This is a genomic window from Neisseria sp. P0004.S004, from assembly GCF_051963335.1.
Classification (GTDB): Bacteria; Pseudomonadota; Gammaproteobacteria; order Burkholderiales; family Neisseriaceae; genus Neisseria.
This window is the reverse complement of sequence record NZ_JBQCUK010000001.1, coordinates 34,396-58,071: the sequence shown is the minus strand read 5'-3', so window position 1 is coordinate 58,071 and position 23,676 is coordinate 34,396. Positions and strand designations below refer to the sequence as shown.

General features: G+C 48.0%; 18 protein-coding genes. 6 read left to right on the top strand and 12 right to left on the bottom strand.

From position 1 onward, the window contains the following. Positions 1–71: 71 nt before the first annotated feature. The 5 genes from murC to ftsZ all read left to right on the top strand — a co-directional run bounded on the left by murC (position 72) and on the right by ftsZ (position 5,973). Positions 72–1,481: a UDP-N-acetylmuramate--L-alanine ligase gene (gene murC / locus ACTHRY_RS00240; protein ID WP_049322566.1), complete on the top strand. Its 1,410-nt coding sequence runs from the start codon at positions 72–74 to the stop codon at positions 1,479–1,481. A gap of 88 nt (positions 1,482–1,569) precedes the next feature. Continuing rightward, positions 1,570–2,484 carry a D-alanine--D-alanine ligase gene (locus ACTHRY_RS00235; RefSeq protein ID WP_049322565.1) on the top strand — a complete coding sequence of 305 codons (915 nt, stop codon included), beginning with the start codon at positions 1,570–1,572 and terminating at the stop codon, positions 2,482–2,484. Further along, complete coding sequence (locus tag ACTHRY_RS00230; protein ID WP_049322564.1) at positions 2,474–3,193, top strand: cell division protein FtsQ/DivIB; 720 nt, start codon at positions 2,474–2,476, stop codon at positions 3,191–3,193. Before ACTHRY_RS00235 ends, ACTHRY_RS00230 begins: the two co-directional genes overlap by 11 nt. 74 nt (positions 3,194–3,267) lie before the next feature. Then, on the top strand, positions 3,268–4,521 hold the full coding sequence (ftsA, locus tag ACTHRY_RS00225; RefSeq protein ID WP_003682483.1) for a cell division protein FtsA: 1,254 nt from the start codon (positions 3,268–3,270) through the stop codon (positions 4,519–4,521). Positions 4,522–4,773: 252 nt separating this feature from the next. Next, the gene (gene ftsZ / locus ACTHRY_RS00220; RefSeq protein ID WP_049322563.1) at positions 4,774–5,973 is read left to right on the top strand and encodes a cell division protein FtsZ; all 1,200 of its coding nucleotides are present in this window, start codon (positions 4,774–4,776) and stop codon (positions 5,971–5,973) included. 119 nt (positions 5,974–6,092) lie between these two features. On the opposite strand, the gene ispH is transcribed toward ftsZ, so the two are convergent. From ispH to carA, 12 genes are all read right to left on the bottom strand, one after another. Then, complete coding sequence (ispH, locus tag ACTHRY_RS00215) at positions 6,093–7,061, bottom strand: 4-hydroxy-3-methylbut-2-enyl diphosphate reductase (protein ID WP_049322562.1); 969 nt, start codon at positions 7,059–7,061, stop codon at positions 6,093–6,095. A gap of 13 nt (positions 7,062–7,074) precedes the next feature. Next, positions 7,075–7,581, bottom strand: a complete 507-nt coding sequence (gene lspA / locus ACTHRY_RS00210; protein ID WP_049322561.1) for a signal peptidase II — start codon at positions 7,579–7,581, stop codon at positions 7,075–7,077. Between the two features lie 148 nt (positions 7,582–7,729). Further along, entirely contained in the window at positions 7,730–8,629 is a 900-nt protein-coding gene (gene glyQ, locus ACTHRY_RS00205; protein WP_003685919.1) for a glycine--tRNA ligase subunit alpha, read from the bottom strand. An 81-nt stretch (positions 8,630–8,710) separates the two neighbouring features. After that, complete coding sequence (gene yacG, locus ACTHRY_RS00200; protein WP_049322560.1) at positions 8,711–8,893, bottom strand: DNA gyrase inhibitor YacG; 183 nt, start codon at positions 8,891–8,893, stop codon at positions 8,711–8,713. Then, the gene (coaE, locus tag ACTHRY_RS00195; RefSeq protein ID WP_049322559.1) at positions 8,890–9,510 is read right to left on the bottom strand and encodes a dephospho-CoA kinase; all 621 of its coding nucleotides are present in this window, start codon (positions 9,508–9,510) and stop codon (positions 8,890–8,892) included. Before coaE ends, yacG begins: the two co-directional genes overlap by 4 nt. Next, a complete protein-coding gene (locus tag ACTHRY_RS00190; protein ID WP_049322558.1) occupies positions 9,510–10,397 on the bottom strand; it encodes a prepilin peptidase in 888 nt (295 codons plus the stop codon). Before ACTHRY_RS00190 ends, coaE begins: the two co-directional genes overlap by 1 nt. A gap of 1 nt (position 10,398) precedes the next feature. Beyond that, positions 10,399–11,640: a type II secretion system F family protein gene (locus tag ACTHRY_RS00185; RefSeq protein ID WP_049322557.1), complete on the bottom strand. Its 1,242-nt coding sequence runs from the start codon at positions 11,638–11,640 to the stop codon at positions 10,399–10,401. 79 nt (positions 11,641–11,719) lie between these two features. Then, positions 11,720–13,399 (bottom strand): type IV-A pilus assembly ATPase PilB, encoded by a 1,680-nt coding sequence (pilB, locus tag ACTHRY_RS00180; RefSeq protein WP_440373941.1) that lies wholly within the window; start codon positions 13,397–13,399, stop codon positions 11,720–11,722. Positions 13,400–13,802: 403 nt separating this feature from the next. Beyond that, positions 13,803–17,018, bottom strand: a complete 3,216-nt coding sequence (gene carB / locus ACTHRY_RS00175; protein WP_440373940.1) for a carbamoyl-phosphate synthase large subunit — start codon at positions 17,016–17,018, stop codon at positions 13,803–13,805. Positions 17,019–17,046: 28 nt separating this feature from the next. Continuing rightward, positions 17,047–17,952 carry a hypothetical protein gene (locus tag ACTHRY_RS00170; RefSeq protein ID WP_003748321.1) on the bottom strand — a complete coding sequence of 302 codons (906 nt, stop codon included), beginning with the start codon at positions 17,950–17,952 and terminating at the stop codon, positions 17,047–17,049. A 357-nt stretch (positions 17,953–18,309) separates the two neighbouring features. After that, positions 18,310–18,567 carry a SemiSWEET family transporter gene (locus tag ACTHRY_RS00165; RefSeq protein WP_016687622.1) on the bottom strand — a complete coding sequence of 86 codons (258 nt, stop codon included), beginning with the start codon at positions 18,565–18,567 and terminating at the stop codon, positions 18,310–18,312. 92 nt (positions 18,568–18,659) lie between these two features. Then, positions 18,660–19,790 carry a glutamine-hydrolyzing carbamoyl-phosphate synthase small subunit gene (gene carA, locus ACTHRY_RS00160; RefSeq protein ID WP_070645900.1) on the bottom strand — a complete coding sequence of 377 codons (1,131 nt, stop codon included), beginning with the start codon at positions 19,788–19,790 and terminating at the stop codon, positions 18,660–18,662. Positions 19,791–20,271: 481 nt separating this feature from the next. Here carA and pilC point away from each other — a divergent pair, with 481 nt between their 5' ends. After that, positions 20,272–23,652, top strand: a complete 3,381-nt coding sequence (gene pilC, locus ACTHRY_RS00155; RefSeq protein ID WP_049322552.1) for a PilC family type IV pilus tip adhesin — start codon at positions 20,272–20,274, stop codon at positions 23,650–23,652. Positions 23,653–23,676: the final 24 nt, after the last annotated feature.

The following is a 23,676-nucleotide window of genomic DNA, read 5'->3' as shown; positions in this document are numbered from 1 at the left end:
CATAGCGCAGAAGCGGATAGCCCTTTAAAATAACGCCTTTACGCACTAAAAACCAACCGGAACGCAACATTATGATGAAAAATCGAGTGACCAACATCCATTTTGTCGGAATCGGCGGCGTCGGCATGAGCGGTATTGCCGAAGTTTTACACAATTTGGGCTTTAAAGTTTCCGGTTCGGATCAGGCGCGTAATGCCGTTACCGAGCATTTGAGCGCTCTCGGCATCCAAGTTTATCCCGGTCATACTGCCGAACACGTCAATGGCGCCGACGTGGTTGTTACCTCTACCGCCGTCAAAAAAGACAATCCCGAAGTCGTTGCTGCGTTGGAACAGCAGATTCCCGTGATTCCGCGTGCACTGATGTTGGCAGAATTGATGCGCTTCCGCGATGGTATCGCCATTGCCGGTACGCACGGTAAAACTACAACAACCAGTCTGACTGCTTCTATTCTCGGCGCGGCAGGTCTCGACCCCACTTTCGTTATCGGCGGCAAACTCAATGCCGCAGGTACCAACGCCCGTTTGGGCAAAGGCGAATACATTGTTGCTGAAGCCGACGAATCCGATGCTTCTTTTCTGTATCTGACGCCGATTATGTCCGTCGTAACCAATATCGACGAAGACCATATGGATACTTACGGCCACAGCGTTGAGAAACTGCATCAGGCGTTTGTGGACTTCATCCACCGTATGCCGTTCTACGGCAAAGCCTTTTTGTGTATTGACAGCGAACACGTCCGCGCGATTTTGCCGAAAATCAGCAAACCTTACGCCACTTACGGCTTGGACGATACTGCCGATATCTACGCGACCGATATTGAAAACGTCGGTGCACAAATGAAATTTACCGTTCATGTTCAAATGAAAGGACATGAGCAAGAGCCGTTTGAAGTTGTTTTAAATATGCCCGGCCGCCACAACGTCCTCAATGCTTTGGCGGCTATCGGCGTTGCGCTGGAAGTTGGCGCATCGGTTGAAGCCATTCAAAAAGGCTTGCTCGGCTTTGAAGGTGTCGGCCGCCGTTTCCAAAAATATGGCGACATCAAATTGCCAAACGGCGGAACCGCGCTGCTGGTGGACGATTATGGTCACCATCCTGTCGAAATGGCGGCAACTCTGGCCGCCGCACGTGGCGCATACCCTGAAAAACGCTTGGTCTTGGCTTTCCAACCGCACCGCTATACCCGCACGCGCGATTTATTTGAAGACTTTACCAAAGTCCTCAATACTGTCGATGCGCTGGTGTTGACCGAAGTTTATGCCGCAGGCGAAGAGCCGATTGCTGCAGCCGATTCCCGCGCCTTGGCACGCGCCATCCGCGTATTGGGCAAACTTGAGCCGATTTACTGCGAAAATGTTGCCGACCTGCCGCAAATGTTGCTGGATGTTTTGCAGGACGGCGATGTCGTACTGAATATGGGTGCCGGCAGCATCAACCGCGTTCCGTCTGCATTGGTGGAATTGTCGAAACAATCATAATAAACAGGCATATTTGCCTTTGAGGGCACATAGGTCGTCTGAACAATATTTCAGACGGCCTGTATCAGTATTTAAGAAAGTAGAAATTATGCAGAATTTTGGCAAAGTGGCCGTGTTGATGGGCGGCTTCTCCAGCGAGCGCGAAGTTTCTCTGGACAGCGGCGCCGCTATTTTGGCCGCCTTGAAAAGCAAAGGCGTCGATGCCCATGCGTTCGACCCCAAAGAAACCCCGTTGTCTGAATTGAAAACCCAAGGGTTTCAGACGGCCTTCAATATTTTGCACGGCACTTTCGGCGAAGACGGCGCGATTCAAGGCGCGTTGGAACTGATGGGTATTCCTTATACCGGCAGCGGTGTGGCCGCTTCCGCGCTGGGTATGGACAAATACCGCTGCAAACTGATTTGGCAGGCCGTGGGTTTGCCTGTTCCTGAGTTTGCCATATTGCATGACGACAGCGACTTTGATGCCGTTGAAGAAAAATTGGGCCTGCCGATGTTTGTGAAACCCGCCGCGGAAGGCAGCAGCGTCGGTGTGGTAAAAGTCAAAGAAAAAGGTCGTCTGAAAAGCGTTTACGAAGAATTGAAACATTTGCAGGGCGAAATTATTGCCGAACGCTTTATTGGCGGCGGCGAGTATTCTTGCCCGGTATTGAACGGCAAAGGCCTGCCGAGCATTCATATTATTCCGGCTACCGAGTTTTACGATTACGAAGCCAAATACAACCGCGACGATACGGTTTATCAATGCCCGTCGGAAGATTTGAGCGAGGATGAGGAAAACCTGATGTGCGAACTGGCCGTACGTGGCGCGCAGGCGATTGGTGCGGACGGCTGTTCGCGCGTGGACTTCCTGAAAGATACGGACGGTAAGCTGTATCTTTTGGAAATCAATACATTGCCCGGTATGACCAGCCATAGTTTGGTGCCAAAATCTGCAGCCCATACCGGCGTAGATTTTGCTGATTTATGTATTGAGATTTTGAAGACCGCTCATGTGGGATGATGCAGGCGCACTGGGTCGGCTGACCCGCCGGCTATTGTTGCTGATGGCCTTTCTGCTGATAGGTTCGGGCATAGCTTGGCTTTACAATTCCAAATATTTCCCTGTGAAACAGATTGCCATTCAGGGCAAGCTGAAATATGCTTCCGGCAAAGAATTGCAAACTGTTGCACGAGAGCATATCAGGGGTAATATGTTCCGCGCCGATATTGATGCGGCGCAGGCCGCTTTTCAGGAGTTGCCTTGGATTGACTCGGCAATGGTGCGCCGACGTTTTCCGGAAACCGTGGAAATTATCCTGACCGAGCGCGTGCCGGTTGCACACTGGCGCGCTGGCGGCTTGGTGGACAGTAAGGGTAATGTGTTTGCCGCAAGCCTGAAACAGGATCTGCCTATATTTGAAGGGCAGCAGGGGACAGGCAAAGACATGGTCAAACATTATGCGGACTTTTCCGGTATTTTGAGTCCGTTGAAACTGACCATCAAAGAATTGATCTACACGCCGCGTTCGGCATGGCTGCTTGTATTGGACAACGGCATTACCGTACGCTTGGGGCGTGAAAATGAAATCAAACGTTTGCAGCAGTTTGCCCAGATTTGGCCGTCGCTGCTGCGTAAAAAACAAAGTCGTATCGAGTATGTCGATATGCGTTATAAGGATGGTTTTTCAGTCCGTTACAGGCCGTCTGAAAACCCTTCCGACAGTGAATAGCCGATTAGACGTGAAGCAATCTTGTTTCAAAAATAATCAAACCGTCAGTCAGACAACATAGCGAACGAGCAATTATGGAACAACAACAAAATAAATATATCAGTGCCTTAGACATTGGTACGTCCAAGGTCATCGCCTTAATCGGCGAGATTCGGGAAGATAATGAAATCCACATTGTCGGCTTGGGCCAAAGTCCTTCACGCGGCCTGCGTGCAGGTATGGTGACCAATATCGACGCTACCGCGCAAGCCATTCGTCAGGCGGTAGAAGATGCCGAATTGATGGCAGATACCAAAATTTCCCACGTTGTCACCGGTATTGCCGGTAACCATATCCGCAGCCTGAATTCACAAGGCGTGGTCAAAATTAAAGATGGCGAAGTATCGCAAGCCGACATCGATCGTGCCATCGAAACAGCCAAAGCCATCAATATTCCGCCTGATCACAATATCTTACATACCGTGGTTCAAGAGTACATCATCGACAACCAACCCGGTGTGAAAGAGCCTATCGGCATGAGCGGCGTGCGTTTGGATACCCGCGTGCACATCATTACCGGTGCGAACACTGCTTTGCAAAATATCCAAAAATGTATCCAACGCTGCGGCCTGCAAATGGATCAAATCATGCTTCAGCCTTTGGCGAGCGGTCACGCCGTTTTGACTGAAGACGAAAAAGATTTGGGCGTGTGCGTCATCGATATCGGCGGCGGTACGACCGATATCGCGGTTTATACCAATGGCGCCATCCGCCATACCGCGGTTATTCCCGTTGCCGGCGATTTGATTACCAAAGACTTGGCGCAAGCCCTGCGTACGCCGCACAGTGCAGCCGAGTACATCAAAATCCATTACGGCGCCGCTATTCCGACTATGGACGGCTTGGATGAAATGATTGAAGTTCCTAGTGTTGGTGACCGTCAATCACGTCAAATTTCACGCCGTGTATTGGCTGAAATCATCGGTCCGCGCGTAGAAGAGATTTTGGAATTGACGCTGAACGAATTGCGCCGTTCCGGCTTCCCTGAAGAAGTGCTGACTTCCGGTATCGTTTTGACCGGCGGTGCTTCTATGTTGACCGGTATTGTTGAGTTGGCGGAAGAAGTCTTTAATTTGCCGGCACGTATCGGGGTTCCACAAGAAATGGGCGGCGTATCCGAGCGTATCCGCAATCCACGCTATTCAACAGCAATCGGCCTGCTTCAGACGGCCTATGCTGCCGAAGAGGGGGAGCAAACCAGCCGAACCGGTGCAATTGCCCTGAATGATTCAGGCAAAAAAATGGGTCTGTGGGAAAAAATCCAAAGATTCTTCAGAGACAATTTCTGATAAAAGCGTTCAGGGCAGACGGTGTAGCAACCGTTTGTCCTGAATATTTAAGTAGAATTAAACGGTTTTAAATAATTGCCAAGTGAATAATTTAAAACTTGTATATTTTCTGTTAAAAATTGTAGTAAAAATATAACGCCGACAGTCGGATGATAAGAAGATTTTTGCCAGTATCAGGATACTTCTTATATAATACGGATAATAAGTTATTTTTGAACCGTCCTTATAAAGCGGGGCGCGGAGGATTATTGAATGGAATTTGTTTACGACGTAGCAGAATCAGCAACAAGCCCTGCTGTTATTAAAGTTATCGGTTTGGGTGGCGGCGGCTGTAATGCCATCAACAACATGGTTGCCAACACTATTCATGGTGTTGAGTTCATCAGTGCCAATACCGATGCGCAATCATTGGCTAAAAACAATGCGGCTAAACGCATTCAATTGGGTACAAACCTGACTCGCGGTTTGGGTGCCGGCGCAAATCCTGAAATCGGCCGCGCCGCAGCCCAAGAAGATCGCGAAGCCATTGAAGATGCCATCCGCGGTGCAAACATGCTGTTCATCACTACCGGTATGGGTGGCGGTACAGGTACCGGTTCTGCTCCTGTTGTGGCTGAAATCGCTAAAGAAATGGGTATTCTGACCGTTGCGGTTGTAACCCGTCCGTTTGCTTACGAAGGCAAACGCGTACACATCGCTCAAGCAGGTTTGGATCAACTCAAAGAGCGCGTTGACTCCCTGATTATTATCCCAAACGACAAATTGATGACTGCCTTGGGCGAAGATGTGACCATGCGTGAGGCTTTCCGTGCGGCCGACAATGTACTGCGTGACGCGGTTGCCGGTATTTCCGAAGTAGTGACTTGCCCGAGCGACATGATCAACTTGGACTTCGCCGACGTGAAAACCGTGATGAGCAATCGCGGCATCGCCATGATGGGTTCAGGTTTTGCGCAAGGTATCGACCGTGCCCGTTTGGCTACCGATCAAGCTATCTCCAGCCCACTCTTGGATAATGTTACTTTGGATGGCGCACGCGGTGTATTGGTAAACATTACCACTGCTCCTGGCTGCCTGAAAATGTCTGAGTTCAACGAGATTATGCGCATCGTCAACCAAAATGCACACCCTGAAGTGGAATGCAAATTTGGTGCTGCCGAAGATGAGAGCATGAGCGAAGACGCTATCCGTATTACCATTATTGCTACCGGCTTGAAAGAAAACGGTACTGACAACCAACTGCGTGCTGCTGCCCGTACCCAACAATTGGTACGCGGTGCGGAAGAAGCGCCTCAAGCTCAAAGCCAAAGCAGTGCTGAAAGCCTGGTTCGTACCAACCGCAATATCCGTTCTATGAATCTGACTGCGGCTGATTTCAGCAACCAGTCTGTACTGGATGACTTTGAAATTCCGGCAATCTTGCGCCGTCAGCAACACACTCTTGAGAAATAATCAGGATAAAGTATGAAAAGATCTGCCTTTAAGGCAGGTCTTTTTTATTAGTAAAATATACTTAAGGCCGTCTGAAAATTTTCAGACGGCCTTAAGTTCAAATAAAGCAAATAACAAACTTACCCTTTATTGAGAATTTGCTTGTTTTCACCCTCACGACGCAACTCTTTGGGCAAGACAAATACAATGCTTTCTTCTGCACCGTCACCTTCACGTATGGTTTCATGTCCCCAATCTTGAATGGTTTGTAAGACTTCTCGAACCAAGACTTCGGGAGCGGATGCGCCGGCAGTAACACCGACCTTGGTTTTGTTTTCAAACCATTCTTTTTTCAGATAGGAAGCATTATCGACCATATAGGCATCAACTCCGCGCAATGCGGCTACTTCACGCAAGCGGTTGCTGTTGGAAGAATTGGGCGAGCCGACGACAATCACGAGATCGCATTCTTCCGCCAATTCTTTAACAGCGGTTTGGCGGTTGGTTGTGGCGTAGCAGATGTCTTCTTTGTGCGGATTGCGGATATTGGGGAAGCGTTGATTCAAAGCTGCAATGATGTCTTTGGTTTCGTCCACCGATAAAGTGGTTTGGCTGACGTAGGCAAGTTTGTCAGGATTTTTGACGTTCAGTCCGGCTACATCGTCCACTGTCTCAACCAAAAACATTTTACCCGGAGGCAATTGTCCCATCGTTCCTTCTACTTCGACGTGGCCTTTGTGGCCGATCATGATGATTTCGTAATCTTGGGTATCGAGACGGGCTACTTCTTTGTGGACTTTGGTTACCAAAGGGCAGGTGGCATCAAAAACGCGGAAACCGCGTTGTGCTGCTTCTTCCTGTACGGCTTTGGATACGCCGTGAGCCGAGTAAATCAGCGTGGCCCCCTTGGGTACATCCGCCAAATCATCGACAAATACGGCACCTTTTGCCCGCAGATTGTCCACGACGAATTTGTTGTGAACGACCTCATGGCGGACGTAAATAGGCGCGCCGAATTCTTCGAGTGCACGTTCAACAATGCTGATGGCGCGGTCAACGCCGGCACAAAAGCCACGGGGATTGGCAAGGATAATGGTTTTTTGAGTCATGTGTGTTCCGTTTTCAGACGGCCTTTGTGTCGTTTGAAGATGTTTTTTTGTGCAGCAAACCATCTAATACCAAGCAAACCGCGCCAACGCAGATAAAGCTGTCGGCAATGTTAAATGCGGGATAGAACCAGTTTTGCCAATAGAAAAGCAGAAAATCGACAACGTGGCCGTGAATCAGACGGTCAACCACATTGCCAATTGCGCCGCCGATAATCATGGCTGCCCCCAGTTTGCCCCAGCGTCCAAACTCATCGCGCCAGATGGCACGGGCCAAATACAGGCTGATGACGACGGCCAGACCTAAAAAGAAGAATTTTTGCCAGCCGCCTTGGTCGGCCAAAAAGCTGAATGCCGCGCCTGGATTATAGGCAAGCGTCAGGTCAAAAAAATCTGGAATGATATTGAGGCGTTCGCCTTCGGTAAAGTGTTTCAAGATTTCCCATTTGCTCAGTTGGTCAAGAATGATGGCAACGAGGGAAAGTAAGAAAAAGGGTGTTTTTGCAGAAGAGGATGAACTCATGTTTTCAGACGGTTTATGTAATAAAGGGCTTATTTTACCTGAAAGCGGGCTGGAAGTGTTTGCGATGGCAGCGACGTTAAGGCCGTCTGAAAATAGAAACGCCGCCACTTGAATGTATCAAAGGGCAGCGTGGTAAGCATGTGCGGGCTTATTGGTTTTTAAGCAATGGGAAGCCCAGTTTCTCGCGGCTTTCAACGAATTTTTGTGCAACGATACGGCTCAGTGCACGAATGCGGCCGATGTAGGTTGCGCGTTCGGTAACGGAAATGGCACCGCGTGCATCCAAGAGGTTGAATGTATGACCGGCTTTGAGTACAAGCTCGTAAGCGGGCAGGGCAAGACTGGTGTCTTCAACTGCAAGCAGGCGTTTGGCTTGTTCTTCGTAGTCGTTGAATTGGCGCAAGAGCCAATCGGCATCGCTGTATTCGAAGTTGTAGGTGGATTGTTCAACTTCGTTTTGATGATAAACGTCGCCGTAAGTGACGATGTTGCCATCAAGGGTTTTTGCCCAAACGAGGTCGTACACATTTTCCACGCCTTGCAGATACATGGCGAGACGCTCGATACCGTAGGTGATTTCCCCAAGTACGGGGGAGCAGTCGATACCGCCGACTTGTTGGAAGTAGGTGAATTGGGTTACTTCCATGCCGTTGAGCCAAACTTCCCAACCCAAACCCCAAGCGCCGAGAGTAGGGTTTTCCCAGTCGTCTTCGACAAAGCGGATGTCGTGTACTTTAGGGTCGATACCCAATTCGCGCAGGGAATCGAGGTAGAGGTCTTGAATATTGGCGGGAGCTGGTTTAAGCGCAACTTGGAATTGATAGTAGTGTTGCAGGCGGTTGGGGTTGTCGCCATAGCGGCCGTCTTTGGGGCGGCGGCTGGGTTGAACGTAAGCGGCAAACCAAGGCTCCGGGCCTAAGGCGCGCAGACAGGTGGCTGGATGGGAAGTACCGGCACCGACTTCCATATCGAAAGGTTGGATAACGGTGCAGCCTTTGTCTGCCCAGTAGTTTTGTAATTTGAAAATAATTTGTTGGAAGGTGAGCATGGTGGATGGAATAGGTTGGAATAAAGAGGGTATTTTACTGTTTTGAGCCTGTTTTGGATAGGCTGAAGGAAGCGGCGTAGGTTATTTGCCGTCCAACAGGTCTGAAAAAAGGTCGTCTTCTGAAGAAACGGTGTATTTTTCTTGCGCCCATTCGCCTAAATCAATGAGTTTACACCGTTTGCTGCAGAAAGGGCGGTAGGGGCTGTCGGTATTCCAAACGACTTCTTTGTGGCAGGTCGGACATTTTACAACAGGAGCGGTCATGCAGTTTCTTTCAGTGATTGTGCAATGGATTGATAGTATTGATGCAGGCGGGCAACCTTGATTTTTGCTTCTTCCAAGCTATGGGTATTGTCCAATACATCGTCGGCATGAAGTAGTCTGTCAGATCGAGAAGCTTGGGTGGCCATGATTTGACGCGTTTGTTCTTCTGAAAAACCATTGCGTTGGTGTACGCGTTCGATTTGGACGGATTCTGGAACATCTATAACTAAAATGCGGTCGGTCTCCGCTTTAAATGCCGGATTCTCAATTAAAAGCGGGACATCGACAATGCCGTAGGCAGAGGAAGCAAGCTTTTGTTTCTGCTGTTGGATTTTGTTTAAGATTAATGGCAGAAGCAGCTTTTCCAGTTGTTTTTTAGATTGAGGCCGTCTGAAAACCTCTTCCCGTAAAGCCGTACGATTCAGACGGCCTTCATGATCAAAAACCTCATCGCCGAAAAGCTGGCGGATGGCTGGAAGCGCTTCGCCGTTTTCAGCGGTCAGTGAGCGGCTGATGGCATCGGCATCGATAATGGGTACGCTAAGTTCGGCAAACATTTGGGCGATAGATGATTTGCCGCTGCCGATACCGCCGGTCAAGCCTATCCATAATGTCATTATCGGAATCCTGATTGTACGAGCCACCATTGTACCAGTTGGGTAATAGGTGCATTGGCAACCAAAATAATCCATCCTGCCACAGCAAGGCTGGGACCAAAAGCAAAATATTGACCTTTACCGACGCGGGCAATGAGTGCGCACACCAGTCCGACCAAGGCAGCCATGAAGATTAGAACAGGCAAGATACCTACGCCCAGCCATGCCCCAAGCGCGGCCAAAAGTTTGAAGTCGCCATTGCCCATGCCGATTTTACCGGTCAGAAGTTTATAGACGGCGCATAAAGTATAAAGGCTCATATAGCCTGCGATTGCACCCCAAACGGCTGAATGCAGGGGCACGAATGTATCGTTCAGATTAAACAGCAGGCCGATCCAAATTAGGGGCTGAGTCAGGCTGTCGGGCAAATATTGCGTATCGGCATCGATAAAGGTCAGCGCAATCAATATGGCAGTCAGAATCAATCCGCCAATAGTTGCCCATGACCAGCCGTATTGCCACGCAACAATACCGAATAAGACACCTGTCAGCAGCTCAATCAACGGATAGCGTATGCTGATATGGGTTTTGCAGGTGTGGCATTTTCCACCTAGGAAAACATAGCTGAGGATGGGTATATTTTGCCAAATTCTGATCGGACTTTTGCATTTTGGGCAGTGTGAGTCTGGTTTACGCAGATTAAATGGCTGTTTTTCTTCGTCTGTCAGCTCGATGCCCAAATGCTCTTTGGAAAATTGTGTCCATTCACGCTCCATCATTATCGGCATGCGATAAATGACGACGTTCAGAAAGCTACCAATCAGTAATCCTAAAATAACAGCTAAAGGAATGGCGAATGGTGAAAGAACGGAGAGGGCGTCGATGGCAGAGTAAATACTATCAAGCATATCAACCTACGACATTACCCAAGTTAAACAGCGGCAGATACATGGCAATCAGCAAAATACCGATGAGCGAACCCAATACCACCATGATGATAGGCTCCATCAAGTGAGACAATCGGGTGACGGAGTTGTCTACTTCATCTTCGTAGAATTCGGCTGCTTTGTTCAGCATATCATCCAAAGAGCCTGACTCTTCGCCGATGGCCGCCATTTGGATCACCATGTTGGGGAACATATCTGTACTTTGCATACTGGATGTCAGCGACAGACCTTGGGTTACCTTGGCGCGGATGTCTTGAGTGGCTTCTTCATAGAGAATATTGCCGGATGCGCCTGCAACTGAATCTAATACTTCCACCAAAGGAACGCCGGCTGCGAAGAGGGTAGAAGTCGTACGCGCCCAACGGGCAATGGTCGCTTTTCGGACGATGGCGCCAAAAACAGGCAGCCTCAAAATCAAAGCATCGATTCGTTTTTGGAAGGTGGGCGATTTCTCATGGAGTTTGTACAGGCCGAAGGCGGAAGCAATCAAAAGGATGATCATAATCCAGCCGTAATCGACGAATAAATCGGACAAGTTCATGACGAGTTGGGTAAGGCCTGGCAGCTCTGCACCCATATTGGCATAAACTTCTTTAAAGGCTGGCAGCACAAACATCATCATGATGAAGATAAGCGCAATGGCCACCACGATAATGGCAATCGGGTAGGTCAGCGCGGTTTTAACCTTTTTCTTAATGGCTTGGGTTTTTTCTTTATAAACAGCCAGTTTGTCCAATAGGCTTTCTAATACGCCGCCGGACTCGCCTGCGCTGACCAGGTTGCAATAGAAACGGTCGAAATATTTTGGATATTTGGAGAACGATTTGCCTAATGCGCTACCTTGTTCGACATCGGAGCGAACCTGCATCAGCATTTCGGTCATGCTCGGATTGGAGTGGCCGCGCGCAACGATTTCAAAAGCCTGCATCAGCGGTAAGCCTGCCTTCATCATCGTTGCCAGTTGGCGGGTGAACACTGTAATGTCTTCTTGGGTAATACGGCGTTTGCGTGCGGTTTTAACTTTGCTGATACGCAAAGGGCGAATGCCTCTGCGCTGGAGTTTTTTGCGCGCCTCTTCTTCATCTTTGGCAACTACTTCACCACGGACAAGACGTTCGGTCTCGATGTTTTTTCCTTCAAATGTAAAACGCTTACCTTTGCTTCTTGAACCGAACAGACTTCTTTTTTGCTCTGCTTGAGCCATGAGTTATCCCTTGTTAGTAAGAAATAAAGCGGACTGTTTCCCCGTGCCGCTTTATTGTAATTTTCGAAAATATGGCAGTTTAGTCATTGGTATGAGCAGTTACTTCTTCCAACGAAGTCAGGCCCTGCATGACTTTCATGAGGCCGGCACGACGCAGGTCTACCATGCCTTCCTGATAGGCCATGTTCATGATATCAACTTCCGTACCGTTGTTCATAATGACTTTTTGCATTTCATCGCTGACCGGCATGACTTCATAAATACCGACGCGGCCTTTAAAGCCTTTGCCGCGGCAGCTGTCGCAACCAACCGGGCGGTAGAGCTTCCAATCTTGAGCCAAGTCCGCATCGGTAAAGCCGGCTTTTTTCAATGCCGGAACCGGCGGGCGCTCCACTTCGCGTTTGCAGCTTGGACACAGTCTGCGCAACAGCCTTTGCGCCATAATCAGGCTGACCGAGCTGGCGATGTTGAAAGGCGCGACACCCATGTTCAAAAGGCGGGACAGCGTGGCCGGTGCATTATTGGTATGCAGGGTAGAGAAAACCATGTGGCCTGTTTGGGCGGCTTTAATGGCGATGTCGGCGGTTTCCAAGTCACGGATCTCACCGACCATAATAATATCAGGATCTTGACGCAAGAAGGATCGGAGTGCGGTGGCAAACGTCAGGCCTTGTTTTTCATTGACGTTGACTTGGTTGACGCCCGGCAGGTTAATCTCGGCCGGATCCTCTGCCGTTGAAATGTTCACATCTTCCGTATTCAAAATGCTCAGGCAGGTATAGAGCGAAACGGTTTTACCCGAGCCTGTCGGGCCGGTAACCAATACCATGCCGTAAGGGCGGTTGATGGCCTCAAGCAGCATTTCTTTTTGGAAAGGCTCTAAACCGAGCTGGTCGATATTGAGCGATGTACCATCGGAATTTAGGATACGCATCACCACTTTTTCGCCAAACAACGTTGGCAAAGTGCTGACACGGAAGTCAATCGGACGGCCGTGTTTGTGGAAGGCAATTTGAATTCTGCCGTCTTGCGGAATACGTTTTTCAGAAATATCCAAACGTGCCATCACTTTGATGCGCGATGCTAACTGACCGCGCACGGCGACAGGCGGCTGTACAACTTCTCGCAACTGTCCGTCCACGCGGAAACGGACGCGCGCCATTTGCTCGTAGAATTCAAAGTGGATGTCCGATGCGCCTGCGTTTAGGGCATCGGATAAGGTTTTGTGGATGAAGCGGGGGATAGGGCCGTCTTCAGCCTCTTCATTATCGATATAAAGCGACTGAGATTGCTGCGTTGCTTCATGTTCTTCGTTGATTTCTTTCAGAATAGTGGTCGAACGCTGACCCAACCATTCCAGCAAGGAGCTGAGTTGGTCATCGGGAACTACCACCAAATCAACACTTAAACCTGAAGAAAAAGCGATTTTTTGGAAGTTTTGGATTTGAGTCGGATCGGATACGGCGAAATAAACCTTGCGTCCGCGTTTGAAAATCGGAACGCAACGGTTTTGCACCATTTGCTCTTCCGTCAGAATATCACCGACCACATTGTTACGCGGATAGTAGTGTAAATCCAAAAGGGGATAGCTGAAAACGCGCGCAACCAATTCGCCCAAGGCTTTAGGGGAGATGATGCCGTCTGAAAACAGGTTGGGCAGGATTTCTTTGCCCGATTGTAAAAGGCTGTTGTAATGTTCCGCTTGTTGATTTGAGATGGTTTGGCTTTGAACCAAAACACGCAATAATCCGACACTCATTTTATTTTCCGTTTCTTGTGCAGTTTTCCCTTTAATTTAGAGGAAAGCCGTATTATTTTATCATTATTATGATTAAAGCATATGTTTAATTATGCAAATCTGCTTAAGTTGCAAAGACATGCTTCTGCTTTAATTGTATTTTTCTTTCAGACGGCCATTATAAAGCAAGGAGAATAGGCGTTAAACTCAATATTTTAGGATGATGATGAAAAAACAACAATTTTGTCATATGAATCCAATCAATAACGAAATTATATTTCATGTTGCTATCGCTTGTCGGGAGACGGCAGAAAAGGTTGTTTTGATGGACAGACGGTTGGAATTTGAAATATGAAAAGGCCGTCTGAAACTGAGTAATCAGGTTTCAGACGGCCTTTTAGCTATTTAAATCCGATAGGATTGATTAGGCTTTGTTTTTCAGACGGCCATGCAATTCCTGTACGCTGTACACGTCCAAGTGTTCGCGGCTTTTTGCGCCTTCGCTCATGGCTTCGCCGCCGGCGATGGTGGTGTATTGCGGTACGCGTTGGGTGAGGGAGGTGCGGCGGATGCTGTGGCTGTCGGTCACAGATTGTACTGTGCTGCCGACGGTGTTGACCACCAGTGCGATTTCGCCGTTTTTAATGGCGTCCACGATGTGTGGGCGGCCTTCCTGCACTTTGTTGACCGCTTGCACGATGATGCCGTGTTCTTTCAAGTATTCGGCGGTACCGCGTGTGGCGCAGACACCGTAGCCGAGTGCTTGGAAGTTTTGTGCGGTTTTGACGATGAGCGGTTTGTCTTCGTCGCGTACGGCAAGGAAGATTTTGCCGGTTGTGCTCAAGCGTTCGCCTGCGCCGAGTTGGGCTTTGAAGTAGGCTTCGCCGAAGCTTGCGCCTACGCCCATGACTTCGCCGGTAGAGCGCATTTCAGGGCCAAGAATGGTGTCCACACCCGGGAATTTGATGAATGGGAACACGGCTTCTTTAACGGCGTAGAAGTCTGGAATGACTTCTTTTTCTACGCCTTGCTCTTTCAGCGAAATGCCTGCCATCACGCGTGCACCAACTTTGGCAAGCGGTACGCCGGTGGCTTTGGATACGAATGGTACGGTACGGCTGGCGCGTGGGTTTACTTCCAGTACGAAGACCACGCCGTCTTGTACGGCAAACTGTACGTTCATCAAGCCGACCACGCCCAGTGCGTATGCCATGGCTTTGGTTTGGCGGCGGATTTCGTCTTGAATCTCTTCGCTCAAAGAGTATGGAGGCAATGAACAGCCGGAGTCGCCGGAGTGGATACCTGCTTGTTCGACGTGTTGCATGATGCCGCCGATCACGACGTCTTGGCCGTCTGAAACGCAGTCTACGTCCACTTCGATGGCGTTGTTCAAGAAGAAGTCGAGCAATACGGGGCTGTCTTCGGAAACTTGTACGGCTTCGCGCATGTATTTTTGCAACTCTTCGGCAGAGTGAACAATCTGCATGGCTCGGCCACCGAGTACGTAAGAAGGACGGACAACCAACGGATAACCGATTTCTTCGGCTTTAACGAGGGCTTCTTCTTCGTTGTGGGCGATGCGGTTAGGCGGTTGACGCAGGCCTAAGTCGTTCAACACTTTTTGGAAGCGTTCGCGGTCTTCGGCGGCGTCGATGCTGTCGGCGGACGTGCCGATGATGTTCACGCCGTTTTCAACTAATGCGTTGGCGAGTTTGAGCGGGGTTTGGCCGCCGTAATGCACAATCACGCCCCATGGGTTTTCGGTGCGGACGATTTCCAATACGTCTTCCAAGGTCAGCGGCTCGAAGTACAGGCGGTCGCTGGTGTCGAAGTCGGTGGATACGGTTTCCGGGTTACAGTTGACCATGATAGTTTCAAAACCGGATTCGCGCAGGGCGAGTGCGGCATGAACGCAGCAGTAGTCAAATTCGATACCTTGGCCGATACGGTTTGGACCACCGCCGAGGATCATCACTTTTTTACGGTCGGAAGGACGGGATTCGCATTCTTCTTCGTAAGTGGAGTAGAGGTAGGCGGTTTCGGTGGCAAACTCGGCGGCGCAGGTATCGACGCGTTTATAGACAGGATGCAAGTTCAGCGCGTAGCGGTGTTCGCGGACTTCTTTTTCGCTTACGTTCAACAATTGTGCCAAACGTTTGTCAGAGAAGCCTTTGCGTTTCAGACGGCGTAAAGCGGCGTAATCTAAGTCTTGCAACTGGCCGTCTGAAACCGATTTTTCTTCTTTTACCAAGTCTTCGATTTGCGCCAAGAACCAAGGGTCGATGGCACAGATTTCGTGGATTTCTTCCAGCGTGAAGCCCGCGCGGAACGCGTCTGCCACAAACAGCATACGTTCAGGGCCAGGGTTGGCCAGTTCGCGGCGGATTTCCGCTTTGTCTTCGCTGCGAGGGTTGAAGCCGCACAAGCCGGTTTCCAAACCGCGCAGGGCTTTTTGGAAGCTTTCTTGAATGGTACGGCCCATCGCCATTACTTCGCCCACCGATTTCATCTGCGTGGTCAGGCGGTCGTCTGCAGCGGGGAATTTTTCAAACGCAAAACGCGGGATTTTGGTCACGACATAGTCGATAGAAGGCTCGAACGAAGCTGGGGTGCGGCCGCCGGTAATGTCGTTGCGCAACTCGTCCAGCGTAAAACCGACAGCCAGTTTCGCCGCCACCTTCGCAATCGGGAAGCCGGTTGCTTTAGATGCCAACGCGGAAGAACGGCTTACGCGCGGGTTCATCTCAATGACAATCATCTCGCCGTTTTCAGGGTTTACTGCAAACTGAACGTTTGAGCCGCCGGTATCCACGCCGATTTCGCACAATACTGCCAACGAAGCATTACGCATGATTTGGTATTCTTTGTCGGTCAATGTTTGTGCAGGTGCAACAGTGATGGAGTCGCCGGTATGCACGCCCATCGGGTCGAAGTTTTCAATCGAGCAAATGATGATGCAGTTGTCGTTTTTATCGCGTACAACTTCCATTTCGTACTCTTTCCAGCCGAGAACGGATTGCTCAATCAGCAACTCATGAGTAGGCGATGCATCAAAACCGCGTTCGCAAATCGCCAAAAACTCGTCTTTGTTGTAGGCAATGCCGCCGCCCGAACCGCCCATGGTGAAAGAAGGGCGAATCAGAGTAGGGAAGCCGACCTGTTCTTGCGCTGCCAAAGCCTCGTTCATGGTGTGGCAGACAAAAGATTTCGGGCAAGACAAACCGATTTTTTCCATCGCTTCTTTAAAGCGGCCGCGGTCTTCCGCCTTGTCAATCGCGTCTTCGGTTGCACCGATTAATTCAACATTGTATTTCGCCAACACGCCGTTGCGCGCCAAATCCAGCGCACAGTTCAGCGCAGTCTGACCGCCCATCGTGGGCAGAATCGCATCAGGACGCTCTTTGGCGATAATCTTCTCCACCGTCTGCCACATAATCGGCTCGATGTAGGTAACATCCGCCATTTCAGGGTCGGTCATGATGGTGGCGGGGTTGGAATTCACCAGAATGACTTTATAGCCTTCTTCACGCAAGGCTTTGCAGGCCTGTGCGCCCGAATAGTCAAATTCGCAGGCCTGACCGATAACGATAGGGCCGGCGCCGATGATAAGGATGGATTTTAGGTCGGTACGTTTAGGCATGATGTTTCCTGTTGGATTAAGTCTAAAGTTAATCTATTTTAACTGAAGGTAATGTTTTCAATGAATTGAGAAAGTTATGCCATTCTGCAACTTCCTCCTGTTTCTCAATAATTTTTTCAAATGGCAATAAATTCTCAAAGGTTAGGAAATTAACGCAAAATTTAATGGCGGTATCTATTTTATTTTTTAAATTTGGAATTTCTTTTACTTCCTTTGCCCAATATGCTAAGTCTTTGGATGATAATAAATCAATTTTATCTATTGGGAAATTTTCTATAAATTTTTTTAGTGTATCAGTAATTAGAAGTTTTAAATTATTCTGATCATACATTGCTTCTATACCAGAAACTGTAGCTATATTTTCTTCGATATATTTAATTCCGGTCCTACCTATATTTTCGTAGATAGCTTTTTCTTTTTCTGTCAGTTCTCTTTCAATTGTTATTTGATAAGTCCTATCTCTAGACATTTTTGAAATTTTTTTTCGAACAGTTTCCGGAATTTCTTTGCCATCTCTTAATTGACTAATATATCGATTAATATTTTTTGCAATTTTAAGTCGTGTCTCACACCATTCATTTAAGTTGTTTAAATTGAAGGTATGTAATTCTTCTCGATTAGTGTAGTCTTTGATATCTTGAGTTAATTTCGATGACATAGTTTTAAAATCAACCCCAAAATATTTTTCACCACAATCTTTTCCAATATTTGTAATATGTCCATCAGTAGATACTACAATGTAACCATTTTGATGTTGGGTGTGGCAATTTTTCAATCCACATATAACTTTTCCATGTTCTCCACTATACTGACCTATAATTTCTTTTAATTTGGTTTCTTCTGGATTTATCTCTCTTCTAAAACCAGCCATTTCTTCTAAGTCAGACCAGTTTTTTATGTAAACTAAGTTTCTATCTTTTTTTAAAGTAATCATGATAAGTCTTTAAGATGCAGTAATGTATATATAGAGTTGAATGATCTTTTATTGCTTTAAAAGTTATCTGAAAATTAGTTGACTCTTCTTGAGAGTAAGCCATAGCCCGCATGTATGGTGTGTGCGGTACGCACGCGTTCTTCATTTTCCCTGCAATCCCAACCCACTGCGTGTGTGTCTTGCGGTACATACCCCACCGATGGGTTCAAAGGTAGTCTGAAAAAACGCTTAAGACGTTTGTTCCATCTGCCTTTCGATAAAAAGCTACCTGAAAAATTCCTGCCGTTGATATTTTGGTGACTCTTTTTCAGACGGCCTTTTGTGTTTTTATGTTGCACAGGCCGTCTGAAAACTTCCTTAAAAACTAGTGATAAACGTAATCAAACCCAAAATGATACCCGGGGCGTTTGCCAGCATGACGGGGTAGTCGCGTTTTTCTTTCAAAAAGCCGTAGGCAACCCATAATGTGCAGTTGATGGCGGCGACGAGGGGTTGCAGCGGCGAGCCGGGGTTGCCTGCCAGGTTGTTTTGGATTTGCGGGATATAGGAAACGTACATGCCTACGGCGGTCAGGGTAGCGACAACGGAGAGGATGCGCATTTGTTTTTCAGTCATGGGAGTTTCCTTTCTGACTTGAGTTACAGGATTTTGAATCGCTTGATTTTCAGACGGCCTGCCGGATTTGACGGCCGTCTGAAAAATTCGCTTTATTGCTTCGCCGCTTTCATATTGTCAATGAATTTGTCAAACAGATAGCCGACATCCTGCGGGCCGGGGCTGGCTTCGGGGTGGCCTTGGAAGCAGAACACAGGTTTGTCTGTCAGTTCGATACCTTGCAAGGTGTTGTCGAACAAGGATTTGTGGGTAATGCGTGCATTGGCGGGCAGGGTGTCGGCATCGACGGCGAAACCGTGGTTTTGGCTGGTAATGACGACTTTGCCGCTGTCCAAATCTTGTACTGGGTGGTTGGCACCGTGATGGCTGAAGCGCATTTTCAGGGTTTTTGCACCGATGGCGAGGCTGATCAGCTGGTGTCCCAAGCAAATGCCGAAAATCGGTTTGCCGCTTTCCATTAATTTTTGTACGGCTTTGATGGCGTAGTCGCAAGGCTCGGGGTCGCCGGGGCCGTTGGATAGGAATACGCCGTCAGGATTGAGTGCCAATACTTCTTCCGCGCTGGTTTGTGCGGGAACGACGGTCAGGCGGCAGCCGCGCGAGGCGAGCATGCGCAGGATGTTGGTTTTCACGCCGAAATCGTAGGCGACGACGTGGAACGGTTGTTCGGCAGGGGTAACGAAACCTTTGCCCAATTCCCATTCGCCTTCGGTCCATTCGTAAGTTTCTGTGCAGGAAACTTCTTTTGCCAAATCTTTGCCGACCATGCTGCCGAATGCGGCAATCAGTTCTTGTGCTTTTTCAACCGTTGCGTCCGCACCGGTCAAGATTGCACCGCCTTGTGAACCTTTTTCACGCAACAGTGTGGTCAGGCGGCGGGTATCGATGTCGGCGATGGCGACGGTTTTATTGCGTACCAAATAGTCGTGCAGGCTTTCGGATGCGCGGAAGTTGCTGTGCAAGAGAGGCAGGTCGCGGATAATCAAACCGGCGGCGTAAACGCTGCGGCTTTCTTCGTCTTCGGCGTTGGTGCCGGTATTGCCGATGTGGGGGTAGGTGAGGGTAACGATTTGTTTGCAGTAGGAAGGGTCGGTCAGGATTTCTTGATAGCCGGTCATGGAAGTGTTGAACACGACTTCGCCGGAAGTCGAACCTTCGTAACCGATTGATGTGCCGTGAAATACGCTGCCGTCAGCGAGAACGAGAAGAGCCGGAGTGGTCATGATGGAATCCTGTTTGCCTGATGATGGTCGGTTCGAAAAAAATGGGTCGGGCCGTCTGAAAAATAAAATTGTTTACAAAAAAGACAGCCTTCGGAAATCTCGGCTAAAAAAAAACACGCTCCGCAGCTTTGATTTTGCTGTGTAACGTGCTTTTTCAGACATAGCGGTCTATGCCGTAGAAGCAGTGTATTTTAAGTCAAAATGATAGGAATTTCAAGCATAGAGCAAGGAGTCGATAATTTAAAAATGTTTTACCTTTACGGGACAATCCCTTGCTTTTGGAATGCCTGATGAGTAAGGTTGAACTAAATATCCAGTCGGGCCGTCTGAAAACTGATCAGGCAGATTGTTTCATTTTTGTTGTGTTTGAAATGTAGGCGTAGGGAAATTCAGCTGAATCAAACATGGAACAGGCTGTTTATGCTAAAATCGTAGCCTTATAAAAAATAAAAACAATGTCATTTTTAGCTGAGATTATCCGATGAAAAAAGAACACATTATGCAAAACGCTCCATCAGGCCGCCATCGCCTCATTCATGCAAGCGTCGCTTCCGCTTTAGCGCTTATCAGCTTTTCCGTTCAGGCAAATACGCAGCAATTTGCCAAAGTCCCGTTTTACCTGCAAAACGAAACCGCCGTCAGCGGCCAACCCAAAGTCAAACACAATATTATGTTTTTGATTGATGACTCGGGCAGTATGCAATGGAATGTACAAGGTAAGGAAACATCTGTATGGGCTGATAAAAGAATAACGATTACTAAGGAGGCCCTAAAATCGGTATTGAAAGAGTATGGCGAAAAACAACGATTCCAGTGGGGTTTGCAAACCCTGCATAACAATGGTCGTACTGATATTCGAGATGAGGAGGGCTTTACCGATGATTGGAAGGATGTTCAAAGGAGGGTAGATCGTATCGACCCCGGTCATGCTACGCCAATCACACGCCGCTACTATGAAGTAGTCAAAAACTTTGTGATGCCCAACATCAAATACCGTTGTCAGAAGTCTTATGTGATTGTGATGTCGGACGGTGATGCCAATATGAGTTGTAGTAACCAGGTTCCAGGCGAAGATCCTCGCTTATCTCGTAATACTAACTTCAACTATGATCGGGATTATTACTATTCAAACTATTACCATCGTATTGAACGTAGTGCAAATACACTTGCATACCAATATTTTGGGCCGTCTGAAGTAAAAGCTTATGAAGATAAACATGAGCAAGGTAAGAAATTTTCAGGAAATGGCCTTGAAGGATATTTTGATCTGCCAAATTATGATCCGAGATCGAATACTCCTGAAGGGGAGAAAAAGTTTCAATGCCAATATACTAACTATCAAAAAAATGCTTCAGGGAATTGGATACCTTTAGGCGAAATTATTGTTCCTTATTGGGATAGAAACTATAAAGATGAAAAACGCGGTCTGCGTTTCTTCAGTCAAACTTTGGCAGAAAAAGACATTAAAACTGCGGCAAAAGATGGTGTAGATGCTGCGGGTAAAAGCTGGGATGGTGATCCAAGCGATCCCAAAGGTGTAGATTACAGCAAGCAATTGGTTCAGACTTTTACTGTGGGTTTTGGTGAAGGAATTTCTGAAGTCGGGAGAGAGTATCTGGAAAACGGTGCAAGCCGTAAAAACTGGTATTTTAATGCTGCGAAAAAAGAAGATTTGCTTGTAGCTTTTAAAGCCATCGTCGACAATATTGAAAATGACAGCAAAAATACGAAATTTGAAGGAGTATCCTCTACTGCGCCGGCAACGACCAGTACAGGTATTCCCGATATGGCGGCAACGGTTCATTTGAATACCGGCTCTTGGAGCAGTCAATTGCGGTTTTATAAATTAAACCGTGATGGTACGCCTATCAATACGACAAAGTTTGACCAACCATCATTTAATAATCGCCTTACTTTGGTTAATGACGGCAGTAAGACCTATTTTATCGATAGAGTTGCAGACAATGAGGCTTCAAATGCCAAATTTGGCATTTCAGACGGCAGTGCAAAAGATAAGTTGGAATGGAAAAATGCATTGCTGAAATGGACTGGCCGAGCAGGTAGTGATGAAGCCATCAAAGCGGATGCAGGAGCAAAAGGTTATAGCCAGTCTTATCGTATCCGTCCGACTGACCCTAATGATCCAAATAAAGATGAACGTAATTTGGGCGATATTTTAGACGGTTCGGTTGCTGCTATTGGGAATAAGGATAAAGGCCGTCAAGAGTTTTTGGTCGCCGCTGCCAATGACGGCATGGTACATATTTTCCGTAATGATACGCCTAGCAATCCTTATGACTTGAAACTCAGCTATATTCCGGCAGGCATGGAACGCGAGGACGATCAAGGCCAAGCAACAACTTTAGGTAAAGTTCTGAAAGATATTGCACGCGATGGTTACGGCTCCAGCACGCCGCACCGCTATATGGTTAATGGTGGTTTTGTTCTCCGCCAAACACCTGATAAGAAGCAAACCTTTATGTTTGGTGCGATGGGTCAGGGTGGACGCGGTGCGTATGCGTTGAATATTGGTGCGGTAGCTAACAGCGATCGTAGTGGTTGGAATAAGACTGTGCCTTTGTTTGAAACAGAAAAAGGCGCTGGCAATAAGCTGGGTTATACCATTGGTTCGACACAAATCGGTCGTGTTTCCATCAAGCGCGATACCACTCCGGTCAATCTGGAATCGAATGTGCGTTATGCGGGCTTCTTGGCCAGCGGCTATCGTACTGAAGACGTGAACAGTGAGGATAATGACACGGCTTTATATGTCTATGATATGACGGGTAAAGAAGCGGGCACAAAAAATAATGGTGATCAGGTTTCTAAAGCCGGTATACTTTTGGGGGATAAAAAAATTCCTGCACCAAATGGCAAAGGTGGACTTTCTACACCGACTTTGGTGGATACCGATTTTGACGGCATTGTCGATATTGCCTATGCAGGCGACCGTTACGGCAATATGTTCCGCTTCGACTTGAGAGGTAAAACCCCGTCTGAATGGTCGGCGCAAATGATTTTCCAAGGCTCGGGTAATCAACCGATTACGTCTGCGCCTGCGGTATCACGTCGCGGTAAAGACAAGTATGTCGTTATTTTTGGTACGGGTAGCGAGATTTATCAGAATGAATTGAATAATACCAACGGTCAAATCAATGCCGTTTACGGTATTTACGACGATGTGTCTACTGATGAATCCAAAAAAGCAGTTTTGGCAAAAAGCAGTGAGTTGGAACAGCAAACCAGAGAAAGTGACGGCGACCACATTTACGTCAGCGACAATAAGGTTGGTGAAGGTAAAAAAGGCTGGAGTCTGACTTTAGATCCGAATGAACGTGTGACTGTCAAACCGACGATGATTTTGCGTACAGCCGTCGTGACCATCCGCAAGTATGAAACCAAAACAATTCATACTGACTCTTCCAGTACCGATGTTTGTTTGCCGGACAGTACGTCCACACAAACGACTGCGAAAACGATTATTCTGGGTGTAAATGCGGAAAATGGCGGCCGTTTGGGTTTGCGTGATGCGCGTATTTCCGATAAAAACCGCCAATTCATCAAACGTGAAAACAACGGTCAAGTCTATTACGCCAGCGGTATGGTGTTTGACGGTGTGGTCAACTTTACTTATCTGAACGGCTCTAAGGCCGATGATTCTCCGGTAACCGCCGATGGCGATAGCGGCGGCACGGGTACGGATAAAGAGTTGAACGCTACGCCGAGCGTGCCAAACAATAAATGTTTTGCAACCCAAGCCGAGCGCAGTCTGTTGACCAACTCTGATAAGATGCACAGTCTGAAAGTAGAAGGCCGGAAATGCGGACTCAAACGCATCAGCTGGCGTGAATTGTTCTTTTAATCGGTAAGGCTTAAGTATCGAGGC